This window comes from Streptomyces sp. NPDC019443 (assembly GCF_044389785.1).
Classification (GTDB): domain Bacteria; phylum Actinomycetota; class Actinomycetes; order Streptomycetales; family Streptomycetaceae; genus Streptomyces.
In genome coordinates this window covers 212,746-236,255 of record NZ_JBIRYJ010000010.1, presented here as the reverse complement: position 1 = coordinate 236,255, position 23,510 = coordinate 212,746, and the positions used below count along the sequence as shown (strand labels likewise).

Here is a 23,510-nt window from a genome sequence, read left to right as displayed (position 1 = left end):
GATGTCCCGGACCACGGCGTCCCATTTCGACGTGTTCATCTCCCGCCACGGCACCGTGATGCTCGACGGCGAACCGGTCCCGGCGGACGCGGCCGGACAGACGGTCTACAGCGCGGTGCTCGACGCGCTGCAACGACGTGCCCTGACCCTGGGCGCCCCCGTGGGCGCGACGATCCTGGACCGGCTCAACGGCCGCGCGACCCGTGTCGAGGTGGCGCCCGACGGCTCGAGCCGACTCCTCGACGAGGTGACACCGGCGGCGGACGACGAGGCGGCCCTCGTGGCGGACGAAGCCGGAGCCCCCCTGGCGGACACCATGGGAGTACGAGGCGGACCGCGCCACAGGCCGCGTCCGCATGCTGGAGCGCGACCGCCCGCCGCTGATACGACGTCCGGCCGTGCGGTCCCGGCACCGGTGCCCGGGGAGTTCGCCGAGCCGGTGGCGCGTATCAACGAGGCTGTCTCCTCAGGCGAGTTGGAGCGTGCGGCGGGGCTCGCCGCCGCGCTGCGCAGGCGCATCGCCCGGGCCCGTGGCGCCGAGCACCCGTACGCCCTCGAAGCGCTCGCGATGCAGGCGTACATCGCTCACCTCTGCGGCGACCACTCCCTCTGCGCGGACCTCTCCCTGGAACTCGCCGGGGCACGATGCCGACTTGGCGATCCGCGTGCGCGGGAGGACCTCACCCGGGCCACGGCCGCCTGGCGCCGGCTCGACAACGATCGGGAGGCGGTCGAGCAGGGCTTCCGGCTGCTCGCCCTGTGGAAGCGCCTCGTCGAGCGGGGCTGCACGACAGTCGCGGACGTCGAGCTGTTCCGCCTGGTCGAAAGGCACCTGGACGCACTGGGCGATGTATGAGACGTCAATCGACCGTCAACGCGACGTGGACCCGGTCCCGAAAGACTCCGAGCAAGCGAGGGCAGCCGAGTCGGCGGCCCTCACCGCTCTCGGCCCACGGGGGTCGGACGACCGAGGGAGTACGTCGTGAAATGGTCCGTCATGGGATCGGCCGGCGCGCGGGACGCACGGGAACGAGCGCTGCGCGCACTGTACGAGGAGCAGGCGGACCCGCTCTATGCCTATGTGGTGCGCCTGCTCGGCGGGGACCGTCACCGGGCCGAGGACATCGTCCAGGAGGCCCTGCTGCGGTGCTGGAGGAGCCAGGACCTGAACGTGGGTGGGCAGCAGCTCAGACCCTGGTTGTTCCGGGTGGCCCGCAATCTGGTGATCGACGGGCACCGGCGTCGACTGGCACGTCCGCGCGAGATAGACGGCAGCAGTTGGCTGGGCGAACTGTCCAACGAGGCGGACGAGATCGAGGAACTGCTCTCCTCCGTGGTGCTCGGCGACGCCTTGCAGGCACTGTCCTTCGCACACCGCGAGGTGCTGTACGAGACGTACTTCGTCGGCAGGACGACCAAGGAGGCCGCGGTCGCTCTCGGTGTCCCGCTGGGCACCGTGAAGTCCCGGGTCTACTACGCCCTTCGGGCCCTGCGTCTGGCCCTGGAGGAACGCGGCGTCGCGATGGACACGTCGCGGCCGGTACGGCCGGAGCGGGTGTGACACGACCGGCCGGCGGCGGCTTCCACCCCGGCCCGCGGTGGGCCGGCCCGCCGCGGGCCGGGGCCACCACCGAGTCCTTACCGCTACGGCCCACCGGCGGGCCGCGGCGGCTCCGTTGCGGCGCCGGACCGTCCGGAATCCGGCGCTGTCACCGAGGGCTCCGGCTCAGGGGCCCGGCCGGCCGTCTCCTCCTCCTCGTCGAGTCGGCGAAGGCGGTCGCGGACCTGCTCGGCGTCGGGGTGGTCGAACTCCTCCAGGATGGTTACGGCCTGCTGCCATGCGGTGCGGGCCGCATCCCGCTCCCCCGCCGCATGCCGGGTACCGGCGATGTGTACCAGCGTGTCGGCCTCCAGATAACGGTCGCCGAGCTCCCGGTAGAGTTCCAACGCACGCACGAAGCAGTCGATGGCCTCGTCGTACTCCCCGAGATGGTGCAGGGCGTAGCCGAGGCTGTCCTGCGCCGCGGCCTCCCCGTTGAGGTCGCCGAGTTCCTGGTGCAGCGCGATGGCCCGCGCGCACCGGGCGAGTGCCTCCTTGTGGTCCCCGAGCAGAATGTACGTCCAGCCGACCTCGTTGAAGACGCTGGCCTCCCCGCTGCGGTAGCCGGCTCCGTGGTACAGCATGCTGGCCTGCCGGTAGTGGTCGAGCGCGTCGTGGAAGCGCTCGCCATCGTGGTTGGCCAGGAAGGCCAACGAGCGGTGCGTCCGGGCCTCCCCCAAGGTGTCGCCGAGCGCAGCGAACAGGTCCAGCGCGTTGCGCAAATGACGGGCGGCATCCTGGGCGCGGTCCAGCCGGAAGCAGGCAAAGCCGAGCGCACGCTCGGCATGCGCCTGTCCGAGCTTGTCGTCGACGCTCCGGGCGGCGGCCAGCGCGGCACGCTGGATCACGAACTGGTCGTGCCATTGACCCAGCCGGTCGAAGAACAGGTCCAGGGTGAAGGCGAGCCGCCAGGCGTGCGCGGCGAAACCGGCCTCGGCGGCCCGCTCGACGGCGGCGAGCAGCACCAGCCGCTCGGTGACCAGCCAGGCCTTCGCCCGCCTCGGATCGCGGAACGTCTCGGCACCGGAACCGGGTTCGGCCTCGGGCAGGGAGATCGTCTCGCGGCAGGGAGTGAGCAGCGCGGAGACGCGGTGCGCGGTGTGGAGGTAGTGGTCGAGCACCCGGTGCAGCGCCGCGCGCCGTTCGGCCTCGGTGTCGAGGGTGTCGGCGACTTCGGCGGCGTAGGCGCGCAGCAGGTCATGGAAGGAGTAGCGACCGGGGGTGTGCTGGGTGAGGAGGTGGGCGCGGGCCAGGTCGGCGAGGAGCGAGCGGGTCTCGCGCAGGGACAGTCCGGCGATAGCGGCCGCCGCGGGAGCAGTGATGTCCGGTCCCGCGTGCAGCGCGAGCAGCCGGAACAGCCGGGCCACCGCAGGCGGCAGGGCGTGGTACGACCAGGAGAAGACGGCGCGGGCGTCGGCGGCCGCGTCGGTACCGGTGAACGCGTCCAGACTGCCGTGGCTCTCACGCAGTTCCTCGGCGGTGGCGTACAGCGGAAATTCGGGGTAAGTGACGACCCTGGCAGCCACGATGGCTAGCGTCAGCGGCAGCCGCGCGCAGAGCTCGACGATCTCGTCCACCGCTTCCGGCTCGGCCTCCAGTCTGGCCTGCCCGATCCGGCGGGTCAGGAGTTCCCTGGCCTCGGTGGGCGAGAGCAGGTCGAGCGTCAGGGGGTGTGCGCCTTCGGTGGCGACCAGGCCGAGAAGCTGATTGCGGCTGGTGACGATGACCAGACAACCTGCCGTGCCGGGCAGCAGCGGCCGGACCTGCTCGGTGTCGCGGGCGTTGTCCAGGACGATGAGCACCCGTCGGCGGGCCAGCAGACTGCGGTAGAGCGCCGCCTGCGCGTCCAGCCCGGCAGGAAACCGCTGCGGAGCGACGCCGAGTGCGCCGAGAAAGGCACGGATGGCCTCGGCGGGGTCCATGGCGGCGCCGCCGGGATCGAAGCCGCGGAGGTCGATGTAGAGCTGGCCGTCGGGGAAGCGGGGCGCGATTTCGTGCGCCCAGTGCACAGCCAGTGTCGTCTTGCCGATGCCCGCCATCCCGCCGATGGCGCTGATTACCACGGTGGAAGGGGATTCGCCCTCCGGGAGCAGGGCACGCGTCCTGGTCAGTTCGGCGAGGCGTCCGGTGAATGCCGGCAGATCGGCGGGCAGTTGGGAAGGCAGCGGCGAGAAGGCGGCGGGCAGCCCGGCGGCCGGGGCCGCACCGGACGCGGCCCGTTCCACGTGTCCCGCTCCGTCCCGGTCCTCCTCCTCACCGCCCCCCCAGTTGTCACCAGCCGGTGCCATGTTCCCTGCCGGATCGGCCGCCACCGCCGCGGCGGACTCATCGGCAGCCGCCGCCATCCCGCCCGGCCCGGCTCTCGCAACGTCCCCGTCGGCTCCATCGAGGCCGTCCACAACGGCCCCCGCGACGGGGGACCCGGCTCGGGCCACTCCGGAACTTCCGGTCCGCTCTCCGACCGCCCCGGCCGCCGCGCGCGAACCGGCACCCGAATCAACACCGGAATCAGGATCGGCACCGGAATCAGGATCCGCACCGGCGGTCGCCTCATCGGCCGCCCGGGGCCCCGCGGGAAGAGCGGCGACCCCGCCTCCGACGTGACCCGGCCCAACCGCCGTGACCAGATCGGTGGCTGGGCCGGACGCGACCAGCGCCGGGTCCGTGGCCAACAGCCTCGTATGGGTCTCGCGCAGCGCGGGACCGGGTTCGATGCCGAGCTCCGCCACCAGTTTCCGCCGGGTGGCCCGGTACGCCTCCAACGCCTCCGCCTGCCGTCCGCAGCGGTACAGCGCCAGCATCAGCAGCTCGCACAGCCGCTCCCGCAGCGGATGATCGCCGCAGAGCACCTTCAGTTCCGGTACCAGCTCGGCGTGGTGCCCCATCTGGAGATCCACCTCGATCCTGATCTCCAGCGCGTTCAGCCGCTGCTCGGACAGCCGGGACCTTTCGGCCTCGGCGAGCGGCCCGGGTATCCCGGCCAGCGGTGTGCCCGACCAGGCGTCGAGAGCGATGTGCAGGAGTTCCCCGGCCTCCGGCAGATCGCCCGCGGCCCTCAGCTGCCTGGCCCGCGCCATTCGCTGCTCGAAGACGCCCAGGTCCAGGGCGGTTTGCGCAATGCGCAGCCCGTAGCCGTCGGCGACCGAGACCACCAGCCCCGGGCTCAGGCCCGCCGCCCGGTCCGGTTCCAGGATCTTGCGCAAGCGTGAGACGTACGTACGCAGGACCGACACTGCGCCCGGCGGCGAGTGCTCGCCCCACAGCGCGTCGATCAGTTCTCCGGCCGCAGCCGGGTGCCCCCGTCGCAGCAACAGCGCGACAAGCACCGCCTTCTGCTGGGGCGAGCCGAGGCCCACCTCCGTCTTGCCGTGCCACGCCCGCACGGGACCCAGGACAGAAAACTTCACATCATCTGCACTACTTGCATCCACTTGCCGGACCCTAGTGGGTCGTCCGAAACCAGGGTCTGCCGACTCGGCGTCCGGCACGACCTTTCACACGGCCGAAACATGGCCCCCCGGCCGGGCAGTTGCGCGATTCTGGCGATGGTGATCAGCACAGCAACCGGGGTCGAGCTTGGCGAATTGCCCGGAACCGCTAGCACGGGGACGGCAGCAAGGCGAACGACAACGGCCGGAATGCACCGGGTGACACACCCGGGAAGGGTGACCGATCCCACCCCGCGCATCGCCTCCCGGCGGCGACAACGAACGGTGTGACCACTTCGCCCCCACGAAGCAGCACCCGGCGCCCGGCGCAAGCAGGAAGCCACACCGTATGTCTACCTCACGCGTTCCTCGCGCCCGCTCTTTCGACGAGGCGCGTTGAACCGGCACCGGCCCGAATCCGTCGAGAGGCATGAACGCAGCCCCGTTCACGCCTGGCGAAGGGATCTGCGCATGCCCGAGCTCACAACGCGCGAACCCTGATCCGCCCGACGACGGAGAACAGCAGACATGACACTTTCCGAACCCGCCCTGACACCTGCCCTCTTCGACGTGTACGTCTCCGATGAGTGCTCGGCCGTCCTCAACGGCGAACCAGTCGCCGCTGCCGCGGGGCAATCCATCCACGAAGTGATCCTCGATCTGCTCCAGCGTCATGCGCGCGCCCGCCAGGAGCCGGTGAAGGCGACGGTCTTCGACCGCTCGGATGCCCGCACCTTCCGTATCGAGGTGGCGCCCGACGGTTCCAGCCGCATCCCCGAACCGGCCGCGGACGAGACCGCGGCTGTCGGCGCCGACAACCCAACGGGCCGGCACCATGACGTCGTCGCCTCAGGTGCCGCACGGGAGACCACCGAGGAAACCCCGGTCCCCACCTCGCTCGCCGACCGAGTGCATCGGATCAAAGAAGCGGTCTCACACGGAGACACGGAACACGCCTCTGTCCTCGCCGCCGCGCTGCACAAGCGCCTTACCAGCGATCTCGGAGCCGATCATCCCCACTCCCTGGAGGCCCGGGCGATGGAGTCGTACGTCGCGCACGTCGGCGGCGACCACCGGTTGGCCACGGTGCTGTCGCTGGGAGTCGCACGGATCCGCTGCGGACTGGACGACACCCGCGCCGCGGACGATGTGATGCGGGCCACGGCCGCGTGGCAGCGGCTGCACGACGACCGGGCTGCCGCGGCGCACGGCCGCGAACTCCTGGACCTGTGGACCCACCTCGAGGGCAAAGGCCTGATGACGCCCGCACGCACCGAAGCGATGCGGCAAGTACGGCGACGCCTCGTGGCGTTGGGCGCCGCACCGGCACAGGAGGCGGACGCCCCTGTTCCCACGCGTCGTATGCATCAGTGGCCGAGCGAATAGGAGCGCCTCTGAGACCCTCCTGCAGGGCGCACTCCTTCCCGGCTCGGGTAGGTGCGCCCGCCGCCGTGACGCGCCGGTCCAGGCTCGCCGCCCTTCCAGCCGCAGGTGGCAGCGGAGCCGAGCGTCTCGCGGCGCACGACATCTGTGTGCAACGAGGCATGACCGAGGACGCCGGCGAGCTCCGGGACAAACTTCCACGGAGCCGGCTCGCTCAGCCTGATCCTCACTCGTCGGCGTGCGCGATTGTGCCCGGGCTCTCTTTGAACCGCCCGTAGGAATACGCCCGTTGTAGGGGCGGGCGGGACGAATGGGTTCCTGCCTCTGTCTGTTGTGCCGTGTGGCGGCACAACATCCATGGCCCTCAATGCATGACGGAGCATCAGCCAATATGAGGCGGAGCGTGACCGGCCACCGATGCCGGACGACAGCAGCCGTGGCCCTGGTCTGTGCGATTACCGCAACCGCGCAGGGCGCGGCGTTCGCGGTTCCCACCCCGGAGCCGCAGCCGGACCGGCCCACATCTCTCGGCGAAATACGCAAGGAGTTGGACGGCCTCTATCACGACGCGGAGGTCGCCACGGATGCGTACAACGCCGCGGAGGAGAAAGCGGAGGAACAGTCCACGCGCGTGACCGCGCTGGCCGAGGATGTCGCCGACGGCGAGAAGAGGCTGGAGGAACTGAAGTCGCGCGCAGGCGCGGCGGCTCGCGCCCAGTACCGCAGCGGGGGCCTGCCACCCGAGGCCCACCTGTTCCTGAGCGACGATCCCCACCAGGTTCTGAACGACGTCAGTCTGGCGCGCCAGGTCCAGCAGGGCACCAAAGGGGTGCTGGTCGCGCTGACGACAACACAGAAGGACTTACGGGAAAAGGCGAAGGACGCCTCGAACCAGCTGCGGAAGCTGGAGGCAAGTCGCAAGGCCAAGGCGAATGCTCAGACGAAGATCGAAGAACGTATCTCCGCTGCGGAAAAACTCGAATCGAAGCTGAAGAAGGAGGAGTTGGAACGGCTCCTCGCGATGGAACGGAAAACCGGAGCCGAAGCACAATCGACGTGGTTGAGCTCCGGCATCATCAAGGACATCAAGGGAGAGGCCAGCCCGCAGGGCGAGAAGGCCGTCGCCTACGCGAGTGTGCAGATCGGCAAACCCTACGAGTGGGGCGCCGAGGGACCGAGTTCGTTCGACTGTTCCGGACTCACGTCAGAAGCCTGGGCCGCCGCGAAGCGCCCCATCCCACGTACGTCGCAGGAGCAGTGGCGCCAGCTTGCCCGCATCGACATCAAGGACATGCGCCCCGGCGACCTGATCATCTACCACCGGGACGCCAGCCACGTGGGCATGTACATCGGCGACGGCTCGATCGTGCACGCACCCCGGCCCGGGCGGAACGTCACCGTCGCTGATGCCGGCTCGATGCATATCCTCGGAGTCGTGCGCCCCGACAAGTGACGGTTTCGCGCGCCGTCACCGACGCCCTGGTGAACCTGCGACCACAGGTTCGGTGTGCCTACCAGCGCATTTCGGCCTTCCGCCTGGTGTATGCGAAACGTTGGCCACTCGGGATGGCGGGGCGGAGTGACGTCGATCAACGTGGCCATGAAGCAACATCTTCGCGCGGGGACCTGGTAGCGGCTGCCGGTGCCGGACTGCTCCTCCTGGAGTCGGCATTCTGGCCGTTCGCTGCCGGTGCTGAGGTGCCGGCCACGCCCCTCGCGTGTCCACGGAGCAGGTGACCGTGGTGCCTTTCGGATCACGGTGTCGGCCCCACATTCGATGGTCCGGCGCGGCTTGTCGAAGTACTCCACATGCGTGGGCAACCCGTCGACCATGACGTCCTCGACGCCGCGCTCGTCGAGGAGGGATCTTGGTCGGCGGCGGGCGTAGCCGCTCCAGCTCCGAGCACCGCTTTCCCTCCGGGGTCTTCAGCGTGGCCATCCAGGTTCCCCGGCAGCGCCACCCGGTCCCGCGTGCAGTCGGCTCTCCGGCCTCGGAGACCTGCCGGGCCGGCACCGTGGTCGCATGCTCGCCTATTGCGGAAGGGGCGTCAGCATGTGGGGCAAGAGCCCGCCGCTCTGGTCAAGTGCGGTGCGAGCCGCGTACAAGAACGTCCGGCGTGGCGGTCCGGTCACCACTTGTCGGCGGCGTACGGCTGGAGCCATAGGGCGATCTGCAGCGTCACGGCCTTGAACCAGGCTTGGTACATGCGTTCGATGTCCGCTTCGTCGTGGCCCTTCCCCTCCAGAAAGGGGCGGATCGTGGCAGTGATCGGGTAGATGAACGCCACCATGTAGCGCAGAGGAATGAGAGGTACGGAGTCGGCTCCGTCGGTCTGGTTCTTCTTGGCCTCGGTGTGACGGAGTCCGATCTCGTGTGCGTAGGACAGCCACTCTTCGTCGTGGGGCCGGCGACAGGTGTCCATGATCCACTGGCCGAATCGGCCGCGAACCCGTGCCAGGTAGTCCTCCAGGACCGTGCCGTCGGGGGTCGCGAAGTAGGCGACGAGGTGCCGTTGCGAGGCGACGAATCCGTACCAGACGTCCAGGACGTCGTCGACCTGGTCCTTCAGTACTTCGCCCGCCATGCGCAGGGCGTCCTGGTCATCGGCGGTGAACAGAACACTGGCTTCCAGCTTGGCCAGTTCATCCGTCGAGACGGGGCTGGGCGGAGTGGAGCCATAGGTGTAACCGGATGGTGGCTGCGTGGTCATGCGGCATGGCCTCTCGTTCCGTCGTTATCTCACTCGAGAGCGACGTCTGCAGGGGGCTACGTGCGATGTGTCGGAGAACGGCGGCGGCTGGTGTGCCGTGTCTGCCGCCCCTGGGGCACCTGAATGAGTACTTCATTCCCATTCGTACTATGGTCGCCCCACTCCATCACCCGGTGCGAGGCCGAATGACTGAACGCCCTCTCCTCGATGAGTCGGATCACCACGTGAGGGTCGCTGCCGTAGAGCCCGACCCATCCCGGTGATTACGCACCGCGGTCGTGTCGTCGGTTCACTCGCCCGAGACGGCGCGCCAACCGCCGCGAATTGGAGCGTGGCGAGGTACGTGATGCGACCGACCATGCGGCCGGGTTCGCGCCGTCTGGCCCGGTGCCTTCGGGCGAACAGCCTCTGCCGACGGTCTGAGCTTGCCTCGGGCGTGGTATCCGCCGACACGCTGCGGCAGGCACGAGGCCGGCGACGCCGTCGAAGAGCGGTACTACGAGGGCCGCTCCCACACCCGTATCGGAAGACCCCCACTTCAGATGCGCCCGGATCCTAGTCCCGCACAACGACGCGGCACAGGGTGCAGCGCAGCTGTGAACCTCGGCAACATACAAGCTCGGGACAAGGCCTTCGCCGAGGACCCGGGCTCCGCAAGGCGAGCAGCTCGCCCAGGGGTGGGCGAGCCGGAATGCTGTGGCGATGAAAGGTCTCTAGGATCGCCCGTATGGCTGTCTCGTCACAGATGGTGCCCCTGGGTACGCCCGCACCGGACTTCGCGCTGCCCGATCTGGCGGGTCGCACTGTCCGCCGCGACGACTTCGTTGCTGCGCCTGGGCTGTTGGTCGCGTTCTTGTGCAACCACTGTCCTTACGTGCGTCATGTCGAGGCCGGGCTCGGAAGGATGCTCGCTCACCACCCGGACCTGGCGGTGGTGGGCGTGTGCGCCAACGACACCGACGCGTATCCGGATGACCGGCCCGAGCATCTGGCTGAGCAGGCCCGGCGGGCAGGCTGGAGTTTCCCGTACCTGGTGGACTTTGAGCAGACGGTCGCCCGGGCCTACGAGGCCGCTTGCACGCCGGATTTCTTCCTCTACGACGCCCAGCTGCGGTTGGCCTACCGCGGCGCGATGGACGACTCCACGCCGGGGAGCGGCAAGCCGGTCACCGCTGAACTGCTGGAGGATGCGATCACTCACGTTCTGGCCGGCGAGGCGGTACCCGAGCCGCACCGGCCGAGCCTGGGCTGCTCCATCAAGTGGCGGGAGTGATCGCACCTTCTCTCCGGAGCTCTGTGCCGGCTGGACCGCGGCAGCGGTTTCGCACCACCCCGGCCGCATTGATGGAGAGTCTGGGCGAAGACCCCGCAGATCGAAGACTTCAACCCAAAGCACCCCGCATGACAGCCACAGGGGCCAGACCAGCACGGTGCGGGAGATCCGTAACCTGCACCGAGCTCCGGCACGCAGTCGTCGGGGCGACCCTCTTCCTGATCAGGTGCCTCTTTGGTCGGAGCACAGGATCAGACGAAGGCCGTGTTCACGTCCCCGGAATCCCCGTACGGGCGATCAGTTCGGGGCATCGTTCGAGGTCAGACCATAAGAACAAGCTAAGCGGCGAAGAGCCGCTCTTGCATTCGAGACCCTACAGGAGGAGCTGCGTCCGTCACTTGAGGGCATTCAGGAAGGTGTGGGCGGTCAGGGCAGGTTTTGAGCACTCGGTTGGGAAACCCGCCGCGTCTCGCGTTGGTCATATGTTGCTTGACTAGCTCGCCCAGGCGATCGATTCGAACTGTAGCTCCCCCGGACAGCAGTGAGGCCCGAACCGTCCTGGTTCGGGCCTCACTCGCGTATCCGCGGGGGACGGATGTTCATACACGCGTTGCCGTGTCCAACGACTTCCGTGCGCACGGGTTACCCCCTCCCTGGTCCCAGCGCCGGGGGAAGGCCGGCTCGCTCGCGCGGCACGGCCGCGTCTACGAAGGCCCGTACGAGCGCTGCGGCCTCGGCCGCCGTGACGTCCTTCGTCCACTGCTCATTGAGGATGTGCCGGCCGCACTCCAGCTCGAAGCGGTGCACCCCCGTGCGCGAGCTCCAGGTGGTGGCCGTGTTGTTGGAGCCCGGTCGCCGGCCAGCGCTCCAACTGCCTGACGTGTTGCTCCTGGACGGTGCCCAGCCTGGCCCCGCCCGAACTCGATGACCGGCACCTATCGATGCCCTACCTCCAGGCCTCGCTGGTGCTTGGGCGGGGCGGGAGCCGAACACGTCATCCCACGCGCCCCCGTACTCCTGGGCCGCCCGGTGTTTGGTTATGGGGTGTGGATGATCCAGTTGGGTTGGCCGTTTTTGACTGCGGTGAGGTCGGTGCCGACGGAGTGGAGTCCGATGGCGTACATGCCGTCGTCTTCTGTTTGGCCGGGTGCCCAGGAGCTGTAGGCGTGGCAGGCGTTTTTCGCCATCTGATGTGCGGTGGCGGCGTACTGCGCAGGGAGTTGGTACTGCACGGCCCCGGTTGTGGTGGGGCCTTGTTGGCGGCGCACCGCCCATCGGCAGTCGCCGTAGCGTGCCGGGTTGGTGAGGTGGAGCTGGCGCAGGGCTTGGCCGAGGGCGGAGTGGCAGGGGTCGGTGTCGCCCCACCACATGGTGCACAGTCCGGCGCCTGGGTACTGGTCGGCGTAGCGGGTGATCAGTTCCCGTGCTCTGGGGACGTCGATTTTCGGCTGCCGCCAGTCCAGTTCCAGGTGCAGGTTGTCCGGGAGGATGCCGAGCGGGCCGCAGGCCGCTTTCAGTTCCCTGTCCCTAGCTTTGGCGAAGGCGTTGGGGCTCATGGGGGTGAGGTTGCCGTAGCCTTCGCGTTCGGGGTAGTGGCGGCCCCAGTATTTGTTGGATACTTCGCCGTTCAGCGCGCGCCGCACGCGTGAGGCGGATCCGTCGGTGGCGAGGACGACATGTACCTGGCGCCCGGCGAGCGCATGATGCGTGAGGATCTTCCATGCCCACAGCAGGCCGTCGTCCTGGTGCGGCTCGAACCAGATGAACGGGCGCCCGGTCGCGGTTACGGCATCGACCGGGGGGAAGTTCGCTGCAGCGTGCACCCCGTTGTCGGATCCCTCGTGAGCCCGCTTGCGGCTGGTCGCGGCGGCCACCAGGGCGGCCGCGGGCGCAGCATTCGCGCCCAGCCCCACAGCAGCAGCCGTGCGAAGCACCGACCGCCGCGACATCCCCGCTTTTTCGTCTATCACCTCAACGCCCTTTCCTGTGCTGCGCATGAGTGAGGAGGGCGTTTCACGTGACGGGGTTGGGTGCTGGGCGGATCATGTGATGAAGATGACTAATTTGCGTCGTTCGGGGTCGTTGGGTGGTGGGTGTGTGACGGTGGTGGAGCGGCGCGTGTGGCGGGTTGGGTGATGGACAGGGCCCCCGGGTGCCTATCCCCGCGGGTGTGGGGAGCAGATCGCGCCCACGACGATCACCGTCCGAGACGATCGACATGCTCAAGGAAGCGGGGCTGCGGACCGGCTGCCTGATACGCCTTCACCTCCGTCTCCGGCGGCAGCAGCCTCTCGGCGGAGGTCCTGGCGGAGCGTCTGCTGCTGGTCATCTACGCGTACGGTACGAACGCAGGGATCAAGGGTGGCGTCCGGTGGCCATAGCCATACCGAGGACGAACTCCGCTACGTACGGCGCCGGTACCTGTCCGCCGAGGCCGCCCGCGCCGTCGCTATCCAGATCGCGAACGCCACGTTCGCCGCCCGCAGCACCGAGCTGTGGGGCCAGGGCTCGACCGCGGTCGCCTCCGACTCCACCCACGTCCGCGCGTACGACCAGAACCTGTTCACCGAGCGGCACTCGCGCTACGGCAGCCGCGGTGTGCTCGTCCAGAGCAAGTCCCTGGCCATCCACCCCCAGCTGATCAACTGCACCGCCTCCGCAGTGGCCGCGATGATCGAGCCCGCCATGCGGCACGGCAACTGGCGCCTGCGGCGCTGACCGCGCTTCCCGTTGGGGCCGTTGGCCCCAACGGGGGCGTGCTGACTTCTACTCAGCGGCCGTCCCTACACACTTCGTTACTCGACATCCCGAAGCGCGGAGGACGGCGGCGTCACATGTCCCCGGAAACAGCGGATCTCAGCAGGTCGGATGACGTAATCCCCGGGCGAGGCCGGCAACCTGTCACTCGTACGTGGGGCGGGGCCGCTGTTCCGGCAAGCCTCCCGTTCCCGCCGCTGGAAAATCCGGCCATGGGGACTGGCAGGCGGACACGGCGGGTTGGTGTGCTCTATCTCGTGTTGGCAGTTGGCGGCATAGCCGGTGCCGTGTGCATTGCCGTCCGTTTCGACCTGCGGGTGGCAGAGACGGTAGCGGCTCTGCTTCCGTCCGTAGGCAGCCTGTACCTGTCCTGGGCAACCTTCCGGGCCGATCGGCGGGAGGCAGCCGACGGGTACGGCGTGGCCCAGATCGCCGATCGGCTGGCGGTGGCCGTGCGGCGCCAGTGGGAATCCGAGGCCCGGGTGCGGCGGCTGAACGACCCCTATCCGCTCCCGGTCTCCTGGCAGGCAGCCGATCCGCGATTCGGCGAGTCGTGGTCCCTCCTGCGGGAGATGGCCGGGGACTGGCCGTCCGGCCGGTCGGCTCCTCCCTCCGGCTGGGCCACTGGGCCTGCTGGGCTGGCCGGGACAGGCGGGGAGATCACCGAGGTGTTCCTGGAACGGGTGCCGACACGCCGCCTTGTGGTCCTCGGCGCCCCGGGAAGCGGGAAGACGATGCTGCTGATCCGCTTGTTGCTGGCCTTGGCCGCCGAGCGCACAGAAGGAAGCCCGGTTCCGGTGCTGTTCCCGCTGGCCTCGTGGAATCCTGCGGAGCAGACGCTGGAATCCTGGATGGCGGAACGGCTCGCGCGTGACTACAGCGGTCTTGGCGCCCCAGAGGTGGGGCATGCGGAACACCCTGGGCAGGTCAGCCACGCCCGAGCACTACTGGAGCGCCAGCTGATCCTGCCGGTCCTGGACGGGTTCGATGAGATTCCCGAACCGTTCCGCGCCATGGCGCTGGATGCGATCAACGCCGCCTTGCCTCTCGGCCAGCCGCTGGTGCTGTCCAGCCGCGTGACGGAGTACGGGGACACGCAGGCCCCGGCCCGCGGGGTACCGGTCAGGCTTTGCGGTGCCGCCGCCGTGGAGCTGCGCCCCGTGGATGCGCCGGACATCGCCGACTATCTGAAACGGGACGCCGGGGGCCAGCACACAGCGGCGGCTGCCCGCTGGGATCCGGTGATTCGCCTGCTCGGCACCGATGCCCCCGTGGCACGCGCGCTGACCACACCACTGATGCTCTTTCTGGCCAGGACGGTGTACAACCCCCGGCCGGGGGAACAAGCCACTGTCCTCCCCACTCCTGCGGACATGTGCGATCCGACCCGCTTCCCCGACACCGCAGCTGTCCGGGCCCATCTCTTCGACGCGTACGTGCCCGCCGCCTACCGGCCGCATCCGCGGTATCCGTGCCGCTGGTCTCCCCAGCAGGCCGAGCACGCCCTGCAGTATCTGGCGCGACATCTGCAACACACCCTGGGCGGTACTACCGACCTGGCCTGGTGGCAGGTGCGCCGAGCGCTGCCGCCCCGTATCGCCCAGGTGGTGACAGGAGTTGTCCTGGGTGTCGTGGCCTGGACCGCCGCCGGCGTGGTGGGCAGGTTCACGGCGCTACTTGCCGGCCTCGACTCCGGGTGGCAGACGGGCCCGCCCGCAGCCATCGTCGCGGGCCTGGCCGGAGGGATCGCAGGCGGCATCGGCTGCGGCATCGTCGCAGGGGTGACCGGGGGCATCGCCGAGGGCGTGACCCACGTGCTCACAACCGGGCAGCCGGGATGGCTACCGACCACGTTGGCCTACGGACTCGCCTACGGCTTCGCCGGCGGAATCGTCGGTGCGCTGTCCAGCAGACTCGCGGTTCGGCGGCCCGGGACGCCCTCGGGGCACCCACACCGCCGGCTCTGGGACTGGCGCATGTGCGCTCTCGGCTTCGCCGCCGGGGCCGTCCTCTGGTTTTCCTTCCGCCTAAACTACGGCCCGACGGCCGCGGCCGTCGGTGCGCTCGTCAACGGGGCGGTCTACGCACTGGCCGGCGGAGCCATCGGTGCTCGGGCAAGCAGCCTGTCCGCACGCCGCCCGCACGCCATCCCGACCGTGCGCACGCTGTGGGCCTGGAACTGGCGGGGCTTTTCGGTGGGCCTCGCCAGCGGCTCCACCATCGGCGTCACCCACTGGGGGGTACTCAGGATCCAGTCGCTCCTCACCGGCACTCCCCCCTACACCTTCACAACCATGCTCTCTTTCTCATGCGCGTTCGGGCTTGCCGTCGGAATCGCCCACGGACTCGCCGGCAAACCGGCCGATCTCGCCACCTCGGTCGGACCGGCCGCCCTCCTGAAGCAGGACCGAAGGATCTTCTGCAGGCTGTGGACTGTCGTCGGCCTCGCGGTCGGCGCCGCGTTCCTTCTGTGCTACGGCGTCGAATACGCCGTACAGGGCGGGCTTCTCTACGGACTGGGCCGGGGGACCACGGGCGGACAGGCGATCTCGATGAGCCCGCCCCACATCCTCGACCGCGGTCTCGCCTACGGACTCACCGTCGGCCTCGCGGCGGCGCTCGGCCACAACGCCTGGTGGTACTACACCCTTACCCGCTACCACCTGGCGGCGTGCCGACGCCTCCCCCGGGACCTGACCGCCTTCCTCACCGACGCCCATGAACGACGCGGAGTATTGCGCCAGGTAGGAACAGTCCACCAATTCCGTCACATCGACCTGCAGCACCATCTCGCCGCCCCACGGCGGCCTCACGAGCCCGGAGCGCCGCGCCCGCCACTGCCCTGGCCACGATTCCCGCCATCGCCGGTACGCGAAGGGCATCAGTGAAGTGTGAACGTTCGCGTTATTTCTCCAGGGGCAAGTTCACGTAACTCCCCAGGCCCTGACCTCGGGCGGGCGTTAGGTTGGCCAGCGTGAACTTGCTGGGGTGGAGCTATCGGTATGTGGGGCCGGCTGATCTGGGGGCTCTTGTCCGGCCGGGGGCTGAGGGCCGCAGCATCCACTCGGTGGCGGACTTCGACGACTGGGCTTCGACTCTGGCAGCGGTGGAGCTGGCCGAGCCGTTCACGTTCGTTGTCGACTCGGCGGGTGTGCTGCGGCTCGCGCCGCGCCGGAGCGAGCACGTGGTGTGTGCTGGCGGTGGCCCCGTTCTGGGTGCCGGGGAGATGAGCTTCCGCAAGGAGCCCGGGCGGTGGGTGGTCGGTGAGGTGAGTAACCAGTCGACCGGATACTGCCCGGACATCACCTCGTGGCCGGCCGTCGCGAAGGCTCTGGACGCAGCCGGGATCGAGCACCCTTCCGGCTTCACCCACGAGGTGGTGTTCCGGCGCTGTCCCGCCTGCGGCCGGCTGAACATCGTTCGGGAGGAGGACTTCGTCTGCGTCTTCTGCGATGGGGCACTGCCGCAGGAATGGAACGTGGACAGGGCCGGGGTTTAGCGGACCAGGGGTTTGGAGGGCTTGTCGGTGGGTTCTTGGGGCGTGGCTTCGTAGGTGAGAACGGCGGCCCGTGGGACGGCACGGATGCCGCCCCACGGGGCCGTTGGGGGCTAGGCAGTTTCGTTTGGATCAGCCGGTCGTTGGCCCGGACGTGCCGTTGACTGACGCGCAGTGGGCGCGGATCGAGCCGTTACTCCCGGACCGGACGCCAAAGCGGGGCCGCCGATGGCGAGATCACCGCGAGGTGATCGACGCGATCGCCTTCAAGTTCCAGACCGGAACGCCGTGGGTCCACCTGCCGGGGAAGTACGGGAACTGGCGAGGCGTCTACAACCGGCTGCGGATGTGGGCCATCGACGGCACGTGGGAGCGGGTGTTCACCGCCCTGATGGCCCAGGTCGACGCGGACGAGGACTTGAACTGGGCGGTCTCGGTGGACTCCACGATCGTGCGGGCCCACCAGCATGCGGCTGGGGCCCGCAGAAAGGGGTCCCAGCTGGCGAGCCGGACGCTCCTCATCCGCCTGCTGTTGGACCTGCTTCAGCACCGCCTGCCCGGCGATCCAGTCCCGGTCCTCTTCTCTCCGTCGGCGTGGCGGCTCGAAGGGGGCCCTCGGCCTGGTAGCGCTGGAGGGTGAAGGCGCCGGGGGCCCTCCAGCGCGCTGATGAACAGGGGCGTGTACGTGAAACCGAAGGGATTGCGCGTCAGCACCTGGTACCGGCTCCTCCAACGATCGGGCACCACGACCGCGAATCGGACCCCTGCGACGCTCGCCTCGCCTGCTGGGCGGCACTCCACGTGCTGCTCGGCCACCAGCCGAAGAGCGGTTCCTGACTGCTTGCGAGTGAACGATGGAGCTCCGCACTCGCGTCGAACCCATCCGCTCGATCATGCCCGCTATCGTCGGCTCCCATGCCGCTGAGCTTTGCCTTTGTGAATCTCAAGCCTGGAGTCGGCAAGACGACCAGTGCCGTATGGCTGGCCCACGCGCTTCACGAGTCGGGCTACTCGCCGCTTCTGGTCGACGGCGACCCAGCCTCCTCCGCGCTGCGCTGGAGCGAATTGGCCGACGGCTTTCCGTTTCCCGTCATCGCCTTGCCAGTGGGTGACGTGCACCGCCGCGTGAACGACTTCCTGGGCAGTCGGCAGGCTGTGGTGCTCGATGCGCCGCAGTTGGAGGACCATCCTCGCATCGCCCGCAGCATCATGAGGTACGCGAGTGCGTGGATCGTCCCGGTGACGCCCGCTCCCATCGAACTGGACCGGATGGCACCCATCCGCTCCGAGATGGACGATGTCCAGTCCCTGCGCGCCGAGCCGGCCCGCACTGCAGTCCTCCTGAACCGGACCAATCGTCCCGACGCCACACGCACCGGCCCCGATGCCGACGCTCGTGAGGCGGTCACCGAGTGGGGGTTCGTGGTGCTGGACACCCAGATTGCGCGCCTCGAGTTGTACGCCCAGTCGTTCGGAAGTCCGGTGCGGGCCAAGGGGTCGGCGTACATGGACCTCGCCGATGAACTCATCAAGCGTCAGGAAGAGGCATGAAGGAGCGCAAGGACAGGTACCGCGCGGCATTGCAGCGCGGAGGGGACATCGCTGCCCGGTCCTCCAAAATCATCACGCTGAACAGCAGATACGTCCGGATGATCATCGAAGTGGACCCGGACCTGCAGCGAGACCTGACGCGATGGGCCAGTCTGCCGGTCTCAGCGCTGGTGCTCGCCAGCACGACCGTTCTGCGCACCTTGGCCGACACCGCCGCAGCCGTGCCCCGATCCATGGGCGGCACCCGACATACGGGTCCGTAGAGGCCGGGTACGACAGCGCAGCCACGCCCTTGTCTCACACACAGTCCGGGGCCCTGGCGACGGACCGGCGCGGCGGCCCCTCCGACGGGCAACATCGGTGAGCGCGCCCCGGACCGGCGGTCGGGGCGCGCGTCGTCACGGCCGGGTCAGAAGTCGAACTCGAGGTAACCGGTACAACTGGCCTGACTCACGGCACAGGTATGAAAGTGATGAGGCGTGCGCTACGACCTGCAGGTCTGTGAATGAGTCCAACGGGTGCTTTGCGGGGCCTGTCGGGTGTCGCGGCCGCGGTTCCTGCGGCCCTGGACGCGCTCTACGTAGCGCCAGCCGCCGCCGTCGGGAACGTTCCGGGCTTCTTGACGTCGATGTGGAGCATCGCGCCGGGTGATCGTGTTCGTAGCGGCGGACCGGCTCGCCGGTGGCGCGGTCGATGCGCGAGAGCCGGTTGATCCGGGTCAGGACCGCGTGGACGGTCGAGGCAGACATGCCCAGCCGTCCGGCGAGCTGGACCGGGCCCAGACGCTGCTTCCGGCGCAGGTGCACGATCTTGCGGACCTGCGGCTGCGGCGTTCGTGCAGGACTGCGGTGCGGCCGTGAGGACCGGTCGGCCACGGCTTGGGCACCGAACTCGGCGTAACGGTCGGCCCACCGCTTCGCGGTGGACCACGACACGTCATAGCGCTCGGCCGCACGGGCGACCGGCCATCCGTCATCGACAATCAGACGCGCCAGGCGCAGACGGGCACGAGGAGTCAAGGCAGCGTTAGCGTGAGACACGAAGGCCTCCTGGTTGACGGAGCGGTTCCCAGACAGCTCCACTCCACAACCGGAGGCCTGCGTCATCTCACAGATTCAGACCGTGTCGCCGCACGAACTCGACCAACCTGCCTGGGCAGTACAACTAGAACAGTGTCTTCAGCGTCGCCGCGTCGTACGGCTTCAGCTCCTCGAACCGGTTCCCCAGGACCTTCGCCGCCCACTGCGGGTCCTGGAGCAGGGCGCGGCCGACGGCGACCAGGTCGAACTCATCGCGCTCCAGGCGGTCGAGGAGGTTGTCGATGTCCTGGACCGGGGCGCCCTCGCCCATGAAGCCGCGGATGAAGTCGCCGTCGAGGCCGACCGAGCCGACGGTGATGGTGGGCCTGCCGGTGAGCTTTTTGGTCCAGCCCGCCAGGTTCAGGTCCGAGCCCTCGAACTCCGGGAGCCAGTAGCGGCGAGTGGAGGCGTGGAAGGCGTCGACGCCGGCCGCGGCGAGCGGGGTCAGGATCGCCTCCAGCTCCTCCGGGGTCTGGGCAAGCCTTGCATCGTAGGCTTCCTGCTTCCACTGCGAGTAGCGGAAGATCACCGGGAAGTCGGGCGAGACGGTCTCGCGGACCGCGGCCACGATATCGGCCGCGAACTTCGTACGGGCCACAAGGTCGCCGCCGTAGGCGTCGGTACGGCGGTTCGTCCCCGCCCACAGGAACTGGTCGAGGAGGTAGCCGTGGGCGCCGTGCAGTTCGACGCCGTCGAAGCCAATGCGCTCGGCGGCCGCGGCGGCCTCGGCGAAGGCGCCGATGACGTCGTCCAGGTCGCGCCGGGTCATCGCCTTGCCGGCGTTCTCAGTGCCGTCGACGCGGATGCCGGAGGGGCCGACGGCGGGGGCGTCGGCGTAGGGCGCATCACCCTGCTTGCGCACCATGCCGATGTGCCACAGCTGCGGCACGATCGCGCCGCCCGCCGCGTGAACGGCCTCGGCGACCTTCGCCCACCCCGCCAGCTGCTCCTCACCGTGGAACCGGGGCACACGGTCACTCTGCCCGGCCGACTCGTGGCCGACGTAGGTCCCCTCGGTGACGATCAGGCCCACACCCGCGGCGGCGCGACGGGCGTAGTACGACCGCACGTCCTCACCAGGGACGCCGCCCGGGGAGAACATGCGCGTCATCGGCGCCATCACGATGCGGTTCGGGACAGTCAGGCCGTTCAGCACGACGGGCCGGGACAGGATCTCGGCCGCACGGGAGGCGGAGGACTTAGTGACGGTCATGGGGTGCTCCTTGTAAGCATCAGTAGATATGTGCAACGCGCATTGAATACGTGTAGGGGGTGACCGTCCGGGCGGTCACGGCATTCCGCCTGTCCGGCGAGCTGCCCCGTGATCCCGGACACCGCCGCCTACTGCGCCGCGGGGTGCGCCGGCGCCATGTCCGTCCGTACCGCGACCCTCGACGGCCGGCGTCGACGCCACGGGCGGGTAGCCGCTGGCGATGAGCGAGTACTCGCCCGCGGTCAGATCGGTGAAGGCGTACCCGCCGTCGACGTCCGTGATCGTGGTGCGCACCACGTTCCCGGTGCCGTCCACCAGCGTCAGCGGGGCATCGCGCAGCCGACGGCCGCCCTCCCCGGCGCATACGGTGCCCCGCACCTGCAGACCGGCCGGTCCTGTGGCGCGGGGGAGCTTGATGCCGTACGCGACCGGGGTGGCCGCCGCCATGACCGTGGCGGCCTGCGGCCGATGGCCGTCGGCGGCCGTGATCAGGACGTACGGGCCACTGGTGGGGGCGTCCAGCGCGTACCGGCCGTCGGGTTGGGAGACCGTGCGGCCCACCTGCCGTTCATCCGGCGAGACAAGGGCGAGGGTGGCTCCGCCCAGCACCTCGCCGTCGGCGTCCCGCACCAGGCCGTGGAACCCGGCCCCGGCCTGAACAGCATCGGCCTGGACCGCAGGCTCCGTAACCGGATCAGCAACGGCCGTCTCCACGGCCGGAGTTGACGAGGTGCCCGCGCTTGCCTTGCCCGCCTTGACGACCCGGGGGCCGTGCTGTCCGCGCAGGCCGAGCCAGCTGATCACCGCGACCAGCACGAAGGCGACGGCCCCGATGCCGAAGGTGAGGGTGAACCCGGATTCGGCGGGCAGCGGCGGAACGCCCGCCGGCAGGTGCTCGATGGTCTTGGACGCCAGGATCGTGGTGACGATGGCGCTGCCGATCGCGCTGCCGGTGGAGCGGGAGATCGAGTTGATGCCGTTGGCGATGCCGCTTTGGTGGTGCGGGACGCTCGCCATGATGACGGCGGGCATGGCGGCGTAGCCGAAGCTGACGGCCGCGCCGGTCATGAGGCCGGCTCCGATCACCGAGGCGGTGTGGGCGTGGTCGAGGGCCAGCCAGCCGAAGCCGACGGCTCCGAATGCTGCGGCCATGCCGAGCACGAACCGGGGGCCGCGGTGGCGCACCAGCTGGCCGCCGATGGGCGAGACGAGCAGGGAGACGATCGCGCCGGGCAGCAGGAACTGGACGGATGCGCGCAGGATGGACGCGTCAAAGCCGAAGCCGGTGAGCGCCTCGGGCATCTGCACGAGGTAGGAGACGCCCAGGAAGTTCGCAAACATGCCGAAGCCAACGAGGATGCCGGCGAGGTTGGCCATGAGGACCGGGCGATGGATGAACATCCGCATGTCGACGAGGGGCTCGCGGACCTTGATCTCGGTAAAGACCCAGACCACGGTTATGACGGCCGCGCCGGCGAAGGTGCCCAGTGTGCGGCCGGAGGTCCAGCCCCACTCGTGGCCTTGGGAGATCGGCAGCAGGAGCAGCAGCAGGGCGATGCCGAGGGTGAGGGCGCCGAGGAAGTCGGTGCGTCCGCCAGTCTTGTGCCGGGTCGCCGGGACCAGGAAGACGACGGCCAGCAGGGCAAGGGCCGCGAAGCCGGTCGCCATCCAGAAGGCGTTGCGGTAGTCGGCGCCGGCGCCGGAGGTGAGCAGGCCCGTGGCGGCGAGTGCGAGACCGCTGCCGAACGCGAGGGTGCCGCTGACCAGGGCCATGGCGCCGGGCAGCTTCTGCGGCCGGACCTCTTCACGCAGGACGGAGAGGGCCAGCGGGAAGATCGCGGTGGCGGCACCCTGGAGCACCCGGCCCAGGATCAGCAGCGGCAGCGAGCTCGCGACCGCGGCGATGACGGAGCCCGCGACCATGACGACGAGCACGGCCACCAGGGTGGGCTTCTTGCCGTGCTGGTCGCCGAAGCGGCCGAGCAGCGGGGTGAAGACGGCGGCGGACAGCAGGGTGGCGGTGGTCACCCAGCTGACGTTGGCGGTCGAGGTGCCGAGGTCGCCTTGGATCAGGCCCAGGATCGGGACGGGCAGGGTCTGCATCATCGACACGACCATGGCGGCAAGGCTCAGGGCGAAGACGATGACCGTCTCGTTCCGTTGCCCGGCGGCGGGGGCGGATGCGGCGTGGCTCATGGCTGGCGGGACCTTCTCAATGCTTCAGATCGTAGATGTTTAATGACATCAAGCACCTGCAGACGGTAGACCTCAATAGTTAAGGTAGTCAAGTAAACAATTGATAATATGAACCAAATTAAGTACGCTCCAGCCATGAGCGCCACCGCCCCGCAGGCACCCACCAAGCTCCAGCTGCTGGAACTGCTCGCCGCCATCGGCACCGCCCAGTGGCGCGACTTCGCGGCCACCGCCGCCCATCACGGCCTCACCTCCGTGCAGGCCAAGGTCCTCGCCCAGCTCGATGGCCCGCTGCCGATGCGCGGCCTCGCCGCCCTGCTGGTGTGCGACGCGTCGAACGTCACGGGGATCGTGGACCGCCTAGAAGCCCGCGAACTGGTCCGCCGTGAAGCCGACCCCGTGGACCGCCGGGTGAAGAACGTCGTCGCGACCGACGCGGGCCGCGAGATCATCCGCTGCGTGCGCGAGGAAATGCAGGAGACGCACGGCGCCCTCGACGCCCTGGACGAAGCCGAGAGCACGACGCTCTACGCCCTGCTGGAACGCTTGCGAGCGACGATGGAGAAGGACGCCTGACAGCGAGTGCCATTGCGAGCCCAGTAGCAGAGTTGCGCGGTGTGGCTTCTGAGAGGGCGCCCCGCGGCGGCGAGGCCAAGGTGCCGTGCGATGTCGCGGATGTGCATGGCCTGGTTGGAGTTCGCGGCCAGGATCTGGCAGACCTGGCCCCAGCGGCCCGCGGGGGCCCGGCCTGGATGGTGCGCGCTGGGGAGGGCTGGTGGATGCACGGTGATCTGGTGGTCGGCGTACTGTCGCGAGGGCGTCC

Annotated in this window: 19 protein-coding genes and 2 pseudogenes; 12 read left to right on the top strand and 9 right to left on the bottom strand. The window is 69.2% G+C overall.

Annotation, left to right across the window (positions count from 1 at the left end; genetic code table 11):
• Position 1: 1 nt before the first annotated feature.
• On the top strand, positions 2 to 856 hold the full coding sequence (locus tag ACH492_RS28155) for a hypothetical protein (RefSeq protein WP_398990463.1): 855 nt from the start codon (positions 2 to 4) through the stop codon (positions 854 to 856).
• 126 nt (positions 857 to 982) lie between these two features.
• Complete coding sequence (locus ACH492_RS28150) at positions 983 to 1,561, top strand: sigma-70 family RNA polymerase sigma factor (protein ID WP_398990462.1); 579 nt, start codon at positions 983 to 985, stop codon at positions 1,559 to 1,561.
• An 83-nt stretch (positions 1,562 to 1,644) separates the two neighbouring features.
• Here the strand turns inward: ACH492_RS28150 and ACH492_RS28145 are convergent, their stop codons facing one another.
• Complete coding sequence (locus ACH492_RS28145; RefSeq protein ID WP_398990461.1) at positions 1,645 to 5,007, bottom strand: AfsR/SARP family transcriptional regulator; 3,363 nt, start codon at positions 5,005 to 5,007, stop codon at positions 1,645 to 1,647.
• Positions 5,008 to 5,556: 549 nt separating this feature from the next.
• Here ACH492_RS28145 and ACH492_RS28140 point away from each other — a divergent pair.
• Both ACH492_RS28140 and ACH492_RS28135 read left to right on the top strand, forming a co-directional pair.
• Complete coding sequence (locus ACH492_RS28140) at positions 5,557 to 6,414, top strand: hypothetical protein (protein WP_398990460.1); 858 nt, start codon at positions 5,557 to 5,559, stop codon at positions 6,412 to 6,414.
• A gap of 388 nt (positions 6,415 to 6,802) precedes the next feature.
• Positions 6,803 to 7,864, top strand: a complete 1,062-nt coding sequence (locus tag ACH492_RS28135) for an NlpC/P60 family protein (RefSeq protein WP_398990510.1) — start codon at positions 6,803 to 6,805, stop codon at positions 7,862 to 7,864.
• A 676-nt stretch (positions 7,865 to 8,540) separates the two neighbouring features.
• Here ACH492_RS28135 and ACH492_RS28130 read toward each other — a convergent pair.
• Complete coding sequence (locus tag ACH492_RS28130) at positions 8,541 to 9,122, bottom strand: protoglobin domain-containing protein (RefSeq protein ID WP_398990459.1); 582 nt, start codon at positions 9,120 to 9,122, stop codon at positions 8,541 to 8,543.
• Between the two features lie 727 nt (positions 9,123 to 9,849).
• Between ACH492_RS28130 and ACH492_RS28125 the strand changes: the two genes are divergently transcribed.
• Positions 9,850 to 10,395 (top strand): thioredoxin family protein, encoded by a 546-nt coding sequence (locus tag ACH492_RS28125; RefSeq protein ID WP_398990458.1) that lies wholly within the window; start codon positions 9,850 to 9,852, stop codon positions 10,393 to 10,395.
• A 642-nt stretch (positions 10,396 to 11,037) separates the two neighbouring features.
• Here ACH492_RS28125 and ACH492_RS28120 read toward each other — a convergent pair.
• From ACH492_RS28120 to ACH492_RS28110, 3 genes are all read right to left on the bottom strand, one after another.
• The gene (locus ACH492_RS28120) at positions 11,038 to 11,202 is read right to left on the bottom strand and encodes a hypothetical protein (RefSeq protein WP_398990457.1); all 165 of its coding nucleotides are present in this window, start codon (positions 11,200 to 11,202) and stop codon (positions 11,038 to 11,040) included.
• A gap of 230 nt (positions 11,203 to 11,432) precedes the next feature.
• A complete protein-coding gene (locus ACH492_RS28115) occupies positions 11,433 to 12,392 on the bottom strand; it encodes a PIG-L family deacetylase (protein WP_398990456.1) in 960 nt (319 codons plus the stop codon).
• 200 nt (positions 12,393 to 12,592) lie between these two features.
• Positions 12,593 to 12,724 carry a hypothetical protein gene (locus ACH492_RS28110; RefSeq protein WP_398990455.1) on the bottom strand — a complete coding sequence of 44 codons (132 nt, stop codon included), beginning with the start codon at positions 12,722 to 12,724 and terminating at the stop codon, positions 12,593 to 12,595.
• A 32-nt stretch (positions 12,725 to 12,756) separates the two neighbouring features.
• On the opposite strand from ACH492_RS28110, the gene ACH492_RS28105 reads away from it, so the two are divergent.
• From ACH492_RS28105 to ACH492_RS28080, 6 genes are all read left to right on the top strand, one after another.
• Positions 12,757 to 13,113: a Tn3 family transposase gene (locus ACH492_RS28105; protein ID WP_398990454.1), complete on the top strand. Its 357-nt coding sequence runs from the start codon at positions 12,757 to 12,759 to the stop codon at positions 13,111 to 13,113.
• A 251-nt stretch (positions 13,114 to 13,364) separates the two neighbouring features.
• Positions 13,365 to 16,040, top strand: a complete 2,676-nt coding sequence (locus tag ACH492_RS28100) for an NACHT domain-containing protein (RefSeq protein WP_398990453.1) — start codon at positions 13,365 to 13,367, stop codon at positions 16,038 to 16,040.
• An 86-nt stretch (positions 16,041 to 16,126) separates the two neighbouring features.
• Entirely contained in the window at positions 16,127 to 16,651 is a 525-nt protein-coding gene (locus tag ACH492_RS28095) for a hypothetical protein (RefSeq protein WP_398990452.1), read from the top strand.
• Between the two features lie 70 nt (positions 16,652 to 16,721).
• On the top strand, positions 16,722 to 17,288 hold the full coding sequence (locus ACH492_RS28090; RefSeq protein ID WP_398990451.1) for an IS5 family transposase: 567 nt from the start codon (positions 16,722 to 16,724) through the stop codon (positions 17,286 to 17,288).
• Between the two features lie 275 nt (positions 17,289 to 17,563).
• Positions 17,564 to 18,199 carry an AAA family ATPase gene (locus ACH492_RS28085; protein WP_398990450.1) on the top strand — a complete coding sequence of 212 codons (636 nt, stop codon included), beginning with the start codon at positions 17,564 to 17,566 and terminating at the stop codon, positions 18,197 to 18,199.
• Complete coding sequence (locus ACH492_RS28080) at positions 18,196 to 18,462, top strand: hypothetical protein (protein ID WP_398990449.1); 267 nt, start codon at positions 18,196 to 18,198, stop codon at positions 18,460 to 18,462. The genes ACH492_RS28085 and ACH492_RS28080 overlap by 4 nt, the downstream gene beginning before the upstream one ends.
• Before the next feature lie 262 nt (positions 18,463 to 18,724).
• Here ACH492_RS28080 and ACH492_RS28075 read toward each other — a convergent pair.
• From ACH492_RS28075 to ACH492_RS28060, 4 genes and pseudogenes are all read right to left on the bottom strand, one after another.
• A pseudogene (locus ACH492_RS28075) lies at positions 18,725 to 19,239 on the bottom strand (helix-turn-helix domain-containing protein); the annotation flags it as partial.
• A gap of 124 nt (positions 19,240 to 19,363) precedes the next feature.
• Complete coding sequence (locus tag ACH492_RS28070) at positions 19,364 to 20,491, bottom strand: NADH:flavin oxidoreductase (RefSeq protein WP_398990448.1); 1,128 nt, start codon at positions 20,489 to 20,491, stop codon at positions 19,364 to 19,366.
• A 75-nt stretch (positions 20,492 to 20,566) separates the two neighbouring features.
• Positions 20,567 to 21,121: a collagen binding domain-containing protein gene (locus ACH492_RS28065; protein WP_398990509.1), complete on the bottom strand. Its 555-nt coding sequence runs from the start codon at positions 21,119 to 21,121 to the stop codon at positions 20,567 to 20,569.
• 66 nt (positions 21,122 to 21,187) lie between these two features.
• Positions 21,188 to 22,687, bottom strand: a pseudogene (locus ACH492_RS28060) (MFS transporter); the annotation flags it as partial.
• A gap of 135 nt (positions 22,688 to 22,822) precedes the next feature.
• Here ACH492_RS28060 and ACH492_RS28055 point away from each other — a divergent pair.
• Positions 22,823 to 23,263 carry a MarR family winged helix-turn-helix transcriptional regulator gene (locus ACH492_RS28055; protein WP_398990447.1) on the top strand — a complete coding sequence of 147 codons (441 nt, stop codon included), beginning with the start codon at positions 22,823 to 22,825 and terminating at the stop codon, positions 23,261 to 23,263.
• The last annotated feature ends 247 nt before the right edge of the window (positions 23,264 to 23,510 follow it).